The sequence below is a fragment of the Halolamina salina genome (genome assembly GCF_042678005.1).
GTDB lineage: Archaea > Halobacteriota > Halobacteria > Halobacteriales > Haloferacaceae > Halolamina > Halolamina salina.
Map to the genome: position 1 here is coordinate 1 of NZ_JBHUDH010000166.1, position 5918 is coordinate 5918.

The 5918-nt window shown below is 69.3% G+C and carries 10 protein-coding genes; 7 read left to right on the forward strand and 3 right to left on the reverse strand.

The window, feature by feature from the left end:
- The first annotated feature begins 127 nt into the window (after nt 1–127).
- Nucleotides 128–607, forward strand: coding sequence for a 50S ribosomal protein L11 (locus ACFR9S_RS13200; RefSeq protein ID WP_379731979.1), 480 nt, complete (start codon nt 128–130; stop codon nt 605–607).
- A 48-nt stretch (nt 608–655) separates the two neighbouring features.
- On the opposite strand, the gene ACFR9S_RS13205 is transcribed toward ACFR9S_RS13200, so the two are convergent.
- Nucleotides 656–1318 carry a DUF2238 domain-containing protein gene (locus ACFR9S_RS13205; protein WP_379731981.1) on the reverse strand — a complete coding sequence of 221 codons (663 nt, stop codon included), beginning with the start codon at nt 1316–1318 and terminating at the stop codon, nt 656–658.
- Nucleotides 1315–1956, reverse strand: coding sequence for a hypothetical protein (locus ACFR9S_RS13210; protein WP_379731982.1), 642 nt, complete (start codon nt 1954–1956; stop codon nt 1315–1317). The genes ACFR9S_RS13205 and ACFR9S_RS13210 overlap by 4 nt, the downstream gene beginning before the upstream one ends.
- A gap of 88 nt (nt 1957–2044) precedes the next feature.
- Here ACFR9S_RS13210 and ACFR9S_RS13215 point away from each other — a divergent pair, with 88 nt between their 5' ends.
- Both ACFR9S_RS13215 and ACFR9S_RS13220 read left to right on the forward strand, forming a co-directional pair.
- Nucleotides 2045–2224, forward strand: coding sequence for an HVO_2753 family zinc finger protein (locus tag ACFR9S_RS13215; protein ID WP_053949012.1), 180 nt, complete (start codon nt 2045–2047; stop codon nt 2222–2224).
- 1 nt (nt 2225) lies between these two features.
- Complete coding sequence (locus ACFR9S_RS13220; RefSeq protein WP_379731984.1) at nt 2226–2492, forward strand: elongation factor 1-beta; 267 nt, start codon at nt 2226–2228, stop codon at nt 2490–2492.
- Between the two features lie 89 nt (nt 2493–2581).
- Here the strand turns inward: ACFR9S_RS13220 and ACFR9S_RS13225 are convergent, their stop codons facing one another.
- Nucleotides 2582–2932: a DUF5518 domain-containing protein gene (locus ACFR9S_RS13225; RefSeq protein ID WP_379818853.1), complete on the reverse strand. Its 351-nt coding sequence runs from the start codon at nt 2930–2932 to the stop codon at nt 2582–2584.
- Between the two features lie 103 nt (nt 2933–3035).
- Between ACFR9S_RS13225 and ACFR9S_RS13230 the strand changes: the two genes are divergently transcribed.
- From ACFR9S_RS13230 to ACFR9S_RS13245, 4 genes are all read left to right on the forward strand, one after another.
- Nucleotides 3036–3236, forward strand: coding sequence for a dodecin (locus tag ACFR9S_RS13230; protein WP_379731987.1), 201 nt, complete (start codon nt 3036–3038; stop codon nt 3234–3236).
- A gap of 56 nt (nt 3237–3292) precedes the next feature.
- Nucleotides 3293–4687: a bifunctional metallophosphatase/5'-nucleotidase gene (locus ACFR9S_RS13235; protein WP_379818854.1), complete on the forward strand. Its 1395-nt coding sequence runs from the start codon at nt 3293–3295 to the stop codon at nt 4685–4687.
- 48 nt (nt 4688–4735) lie between these two features.
- On the forward strand, nt 4736–5155 hold the full coding sequence (locus ACFR9S_RS13240) for a universal stress protein (RefSeq protein WP_379732666.1): 420 nt from the start codon (nt 4736–4738) through the stop codon (nt 5153–5155).
- A 79-nt stretch (nt 5156–5234) separates the two neighbouring features.
- A partial coding sequence (locus ACFR9S_RS13245; protein WP_379818855.1) for a S49 family peptidase occupies nt 5235–5918 on the forward strand: 684 nt, incomplete at its 3' end.

Consider the following 5918-nt stretch of genomic DNA (forward strand, 5'->3'; position numbering starts at 1 on the left):
CGAGTCCGAGCGTGCGGGCGCGGGAGACCATTACCTCCGACGCTGCGGCACCGAGGGGCAAACCGCTGTCGCTCCGGGCCGAGGCAGGAAAGAAACCGTTTTACGCGCCGCCGGGCACGTTTCGGGTATGGCTGGAACCATCGAAGTGCTCGTCGCGGGCGGCGAGGCCGACCCTGGCCCGCCGCTCGGCCCCGAGCTGGGTCCGACACCCGTCGACGTGCAGGCGGTCGTGCAGGAGATCAACGAGGAGACCGACGCGTTCGACGGGATGGAGGTCCCCGTCACGATCGAGTACGAGGACGACGGCTCGTTCACCATCGAGGTGGGCGTCCCGCCGACCGCGGAGCTCATCAAGGACGAGGCCGGCTTCGACACCGGCTCCGGCAAGCCTCAGGAGGATTTCGTCGCCGACCTGAGCGCGGATCAGCTCCGGAAGATCGCCGAGCAGAAGTCCTCTGACCTGCTCGCCTACGACACCAAGAACGCGGCCAAGGAGGTCGCCGGGACGTGTGTCTCGCTGGGCGTCACCATCGAGGGCGAGGACGCACGGACGTTCAAGGAGCGCATCGACGCCGGCGACTACGACGAGCAGTTCGCCGAAGCCTGATCTGCGCGCTTTCTTGCGGTTCTCCCGTCCAAATAGCGGCGGCGCCGCCTACTCGCTCCCGCCGGGACCGAGCCGTTCGGTCAGGATCTCGGTGAGGCCGGTGAGGTAGGCCGTCCCCCAGATCCCGACGACGATGCCGCCCAGCGTGTCGAACAGCAGGTCCTTCATCGTGTCCTCCAGCCCGTATTGGGTGAGCACCGACGGCGCGCCCGTCGCCTCGGCGATCAGCGCGATGGCGAACTCGATCACCTCCCAGAACACCCCGAACGACATCGTGAACAGCAGGATGAACACGAAGGTGAACTGCGGCGGGAACCGAACCGCGTCGGTGTGTTCGTCGAGCGCCCGCACCGTGACGTAGCCCGCGCCGGCGACGAGGCTGGCGGAGAACGTGTGCGTCATGTGGTCCCACCACCAGATCGAACGGTACGGGTGGGCCTCGGCGCCCGGGAGACCGACCGTCCCGAACCCGTGGAGGAACACCGCGAGCGTGATCCAGAGCACCAGCGCCGGATCGAGGTTGATGTCGTAGTCCCGCTCCAGCAGCGCCGGGACGTAGGTAATCACGAACCCCACGCCGGCGTTGACCATCACGCCGACGCTGCCCTCGTAGAAGCCGACCGTGATCATGCCGAACAGGCCGTACTGCATCACTTGAGTGACTATCCGCTGCTGGCGGTCGCTCAGCCCGATGCGATCGCGGAGCTTCACAGCCGCTCACCCCCCTCGGCCGCCCGTTCGCCGCCCGAACCGCCGCGCCGTCCGTTCGCGCGTCGTCGGAAGTAGTAGGTGAACAGCAGCCCCGACAGCACGCCCGCCAGCGTCGCCGCGGTGAAGTCCCACATCAGCGCCTCCTCGGCGTGGGGCCGGTCGAGGAAGCTCGTCGCGAGATAGATGTCCGAGAGCCACTGTGCGACCGCCCAGATTCCCGCGGCCGCGGTGGTCGTGACGGCGACGAACACCACCGCGAACGCGTCGTTCATCCGGACCTGCGTGAACTGGCCCAGCAACACGGCGATGATCAGTGCGACCGCGGCGACGGCGACGAACGTCATCACCCGCCCGGTGAGCGTCACCTCGCCGATCGAGCGCCCCGCGACGAACACCCGCCCGGCCACCGGTAGCGACGCCAGCCCGAGCAGCTCCCACGGCAGCATCGCCTGCCAGTCCCGGGCGGCGGCCGCCGGGACGACGGCGAGCCCGACCATCACGAACACGAACCCGGCCCAGACGACCGCACCCGTGGCCAGCTCGACCGTCGCCGCGAGCAGGAGGAAGGCGAGGATCACCCACGCGAGCAGCGCGTTCCTGCGCTCCCCCTCCAGCAGTCCCAGTCCTGTACTGTCCATAGAGACAGGTCCGGTGGCTCGGGCAAAACGTTTCGCCCCTCGGCCGGGGAAGGTAACGGTTAAACGTCGCGCGCCCGCCTTTCCGGACATGAGCGAAGCAGAAACGACTGGGGAGCGATCCTGTGTCTCCTGTGGCATCTCCGTCACGGGGACGAACGCGGCCCGGTTCAAGTGCCCCGACTGTGGCACCGTCATCTTCCGGTGTGCGAAGTGCCGGAAGCAGAGCAACCTCTACGAGTGCCCGGACTGCGGGTTCAGGGGGCCGTAAAATGGGTGACGTCGCCGCCAAGATCAAGGTGATGCCGGAGAACCCCGAGATTGATCTCGACGATCTCGAGGACCGTCTCGAGGACGCGCTGCCGGAGGGCGCGGAGATCCGCGGCTTCCAGCGCGACGACGTGGCCTTTGGCCTGACCGCGCTGCTCCCGACGGTCGTCGTCCCCGACGACGCCGGTGGCACCGAGGCCGTCGAGGAGGCGTTCCGCGACGTCGAGGGCGTCGAGAGCATCAACGTCGAGTCGGTCGGCCGCCTCTAAGGCTACCGACGTTTCTCCGCCGGTTCACGATCCGCCAGCGGCGCTGCTCCCGTTCGGTCGCTAATTTCTTCGGACCGAGCAGCGGCGGCTCAGTCCCGGAACTCCTCGGCGAGGTAGACGCCGAGCACGCCGCCGACCGTCGAGAGGGCGATTGTCGAGACGGCGACGAACAGGACGACGAGCAGCAGGATCGCGATCCCGCCGGCGAACGCGTCGCCGAAACCGAGGAAGGCGAAGAGGAAGCCGCCGAGCAGCAGCACCGCCCCCGCCATCGGGATCGCGTCGAACAGCCCCGCGAGTGCGCCGACGCGACCGCCGTCCCGGCGTTCGAGATAGCCCGCGGTCGCGCCGCCCAGCAGCGCCGAGACGCCGAGGAAGGAGAGACACACCGTGACTGCCGCCCCCACCACCGCGTTGACGTAGGTGTTGTCGGTCGCCATAGGTGGGGGTTCGGGCGACCGGTGGAAAACCGTCGGGGGTCCGACGACGACGCCGGCCCGACGGCCGCCCCGTTTATGTGTCCGCTCGCCGAACAGTGACGTGATGGTTCACAAGAAGATCACCCTGATCGGATCGAGCAGCGAGAGCTTCGACGACGCCGCGGACGCCGCGATCGACCGCGCGGAGGACACGCTGGACAACGTGAAGTGGGCCGAGGTAAAGGAGCTCGGCGTCGAGCTCGCCAGCGTCGACGACCGGGAGTATCAGGCCGAGGTCGAGGTCGCGTTCGAACTCCAGGGCTGAACGCCCCCGCGGTCCGACGAGTTCTTGCTTCCCGGCCGACTGTTCCCGACTACTCGATGGTTCGTCTGCTTCACTACTCCGATATCGAGAACCTCTTCGACGACGCCGAGCGGGCGGGCCGCTTCGCCGGCCGGATCCGCGAACTCGACGGCGACGACGCCCTCGTCGTCGGCACCGGCGACAACACTGCCCCCGGCGTGGTGTCGCTCGCGGCCAGCGGGCGGCAGGTGCTCGACTTCGCCGACGCGGTCGACACCGTCGCCGACACGTTCGGCAACCACGACTTCGACTACGGTCCCGACGCGACCCGCGAGTTCGTCGCCGACAGCCCGTTCACCTGGGTCAGCGCCAACGCACGCGACGAGAACGGCGAGCGCTTCGGCGCCGACGAGGGTGTCGTCCCGTGGACGGTCGCCGAGGCCGACGGCGAGCGCGTCGGCTTCTTCGGCCTGACCGACCCGGCGACCGACTCGATCAACCCACAGGCGGCGCCGCTCACCTTCACCGACCCCTACGAGGCCGCTGAACGGGCTGTCGCGGAACTCCGCGAGGAGGGCGTCGACTACGTCGTCGCGCTCTCACATCTCGGCGGCGGCGACGACGAACTCGCCCGGCGGGTCGACGTGGACGCGATCCTCGGCGGCCACGTCCACAGCGTCCGCACCGAGCACGTCGACGGGACGCTCTGTACGCGGCCGGGCGTGAACGGCCACGAGTTCGTCGAGGTCGAACTCGGCGACGACGGAGCTGAAGCGGCCCGTGGCGACGGCGGCGTCGCCGCGAGCGCGCGCGTGGTCAACCCCAGTAACGGCCCCGTCCACGAGGAACTGACCGACGCACTCGAACGCCGGCGGGAGGCTGCCGGCCTCACCGAGACGGTCGCGACGGTCGCGGAGCCGCTGGAACGCACCGACGAGACCACCTTCGGCGGCGAGTCCCGGATCGGCAACTTCGTCGCCGACGCCTACCGCGCTGCGGCCGACGCCGACGTGGGCCTTCAGAACGGCGGCGGGATCCGGGAGGGGCCGGCGCTCGCCGGCGAGGTGACGCTCGCGGATTTGGTGAGCGTGCTCCCCTTCGAGGAGCCGGTGGTCGTCGTCGAACTGACGGGGAGAGAGCTGCTCGAGACGTTCAGCGAGGCCGACGGCGCCGAACTCGACTTCGGCGAACCCCACTGGTGGCACGCCCACCTCAGCGGCGCCAGCCTGCGCTGGGACGAGAAGGCGGGCGAACTGCTCGAGGCCCGCGTCGACGGCGAGCCGATCGACCCCGACCGGCGCTACACGGTCGCGACCGCGGAGTACCTGCTCCACTCCGACCACGAGTTCCCGACGATCGAGCAGCGCCACCGCGCGGGCGAGGTCGGCATCCAGCACGACGTGCTCGCCGATCACGCTCGCGACGGCGGCCTCGACGTGGAGGTCGAGGGGCGGCTGACGTTCGAGCGGTAGCCTCCCGGAAGGGGTACGCATTTGTCCACTCCCGTCGGAGTCGTCCCCATGACGTTGGTCGTCGTCCCGGTTCGGTACCCGCTCTCGAAGCACTCCAAGGCCACGCTGCGGGAGGCAGCCCGGATCGCCGACGAGCGCGAGGCCGACCTGACGGTGCTCCACGTCGATCTCTACCAGGAGAACCGGAAGGTGAGCCGTGCGGACCTCAAGCGGGAGGTCGAGTCCGAACTCGGCCCGATCGACCGGGCGCGCTACGTCGTCCGGCAGGGGTTTCTCGTCGAGGAGACGATCATGGAGGAGGTGGCCGACGAGAACGCCGACGTGGTGGTCATCGGCTCGAAACAGGCCGGCCGCTGGCGGAAGATGCTGAACCGGCTGTTCGAGTCGCCCGACGTGGGCCGGTATCTGGAGGAGCAGCTCGACTGCACCGTCATCACGGTGTCGGCGGACGGCGAGACGGCGCGGTAGCCGTCGCGTCGGGTGTTGAACGGACGTTCGGTCGGAAGATTTTGGTGGGGTCCGGTTCACCGTCCACCGGAACCCCGCCATGGAGAACCCGATAGACAGGTACGTCGCGACCGCCCTCCGGTCGTACACGGTGCTCGCGATCGTCGGGCTGGTGATCGGCGCGACGATCGCCGCGCCGTTCGCCGCGGGCGTCGTGAGCAGCGAGCCCGACCGGATCGCCGTCGTCAGCATCGACGAGACGATCACCGGGACGACCGCACAGGAGACCATCAGCCGGCTCCGCCAGCTCCGCACCGACGGCTCGGTGAAGGCGGTCGTGCTGCGGATATCCAGCCCCGGCGGCAGCGCGGCCGCAAGCGAGCAGCTCTACCTCGCGGTCAAACGGCTCGCCGACGAGAAGCCGGTGGTCACGAGCGTCGGCCAGTACGCCGCCTCCGGCGCGTACTACACGGCGATCCCGAGCGAGGAGATCTACGTGACGCCGGCGAGCATCGTCGGCCACGTCGGCGTCATCGGGACCGCGCCGAGCGACGGACTCAGCGCCCAGTCGACCACGGGCGCCGACAAGGCCCACCGCGGGATGACCCGCGACCAGTACTTCGCCGCCCTCGAATCGATGAAACGCGCCTTCGTCGGCGCGGTGATGACCGAGCGCGGCGACCGGCTCTCGGTGTCGCGGGGGACCGTCGCGCTGGCGTCGGCGTACCACGGCGGCGCGATGCACGTCCTCTCCTTCGACGACCGACTCACCGGGGCGAAGGGG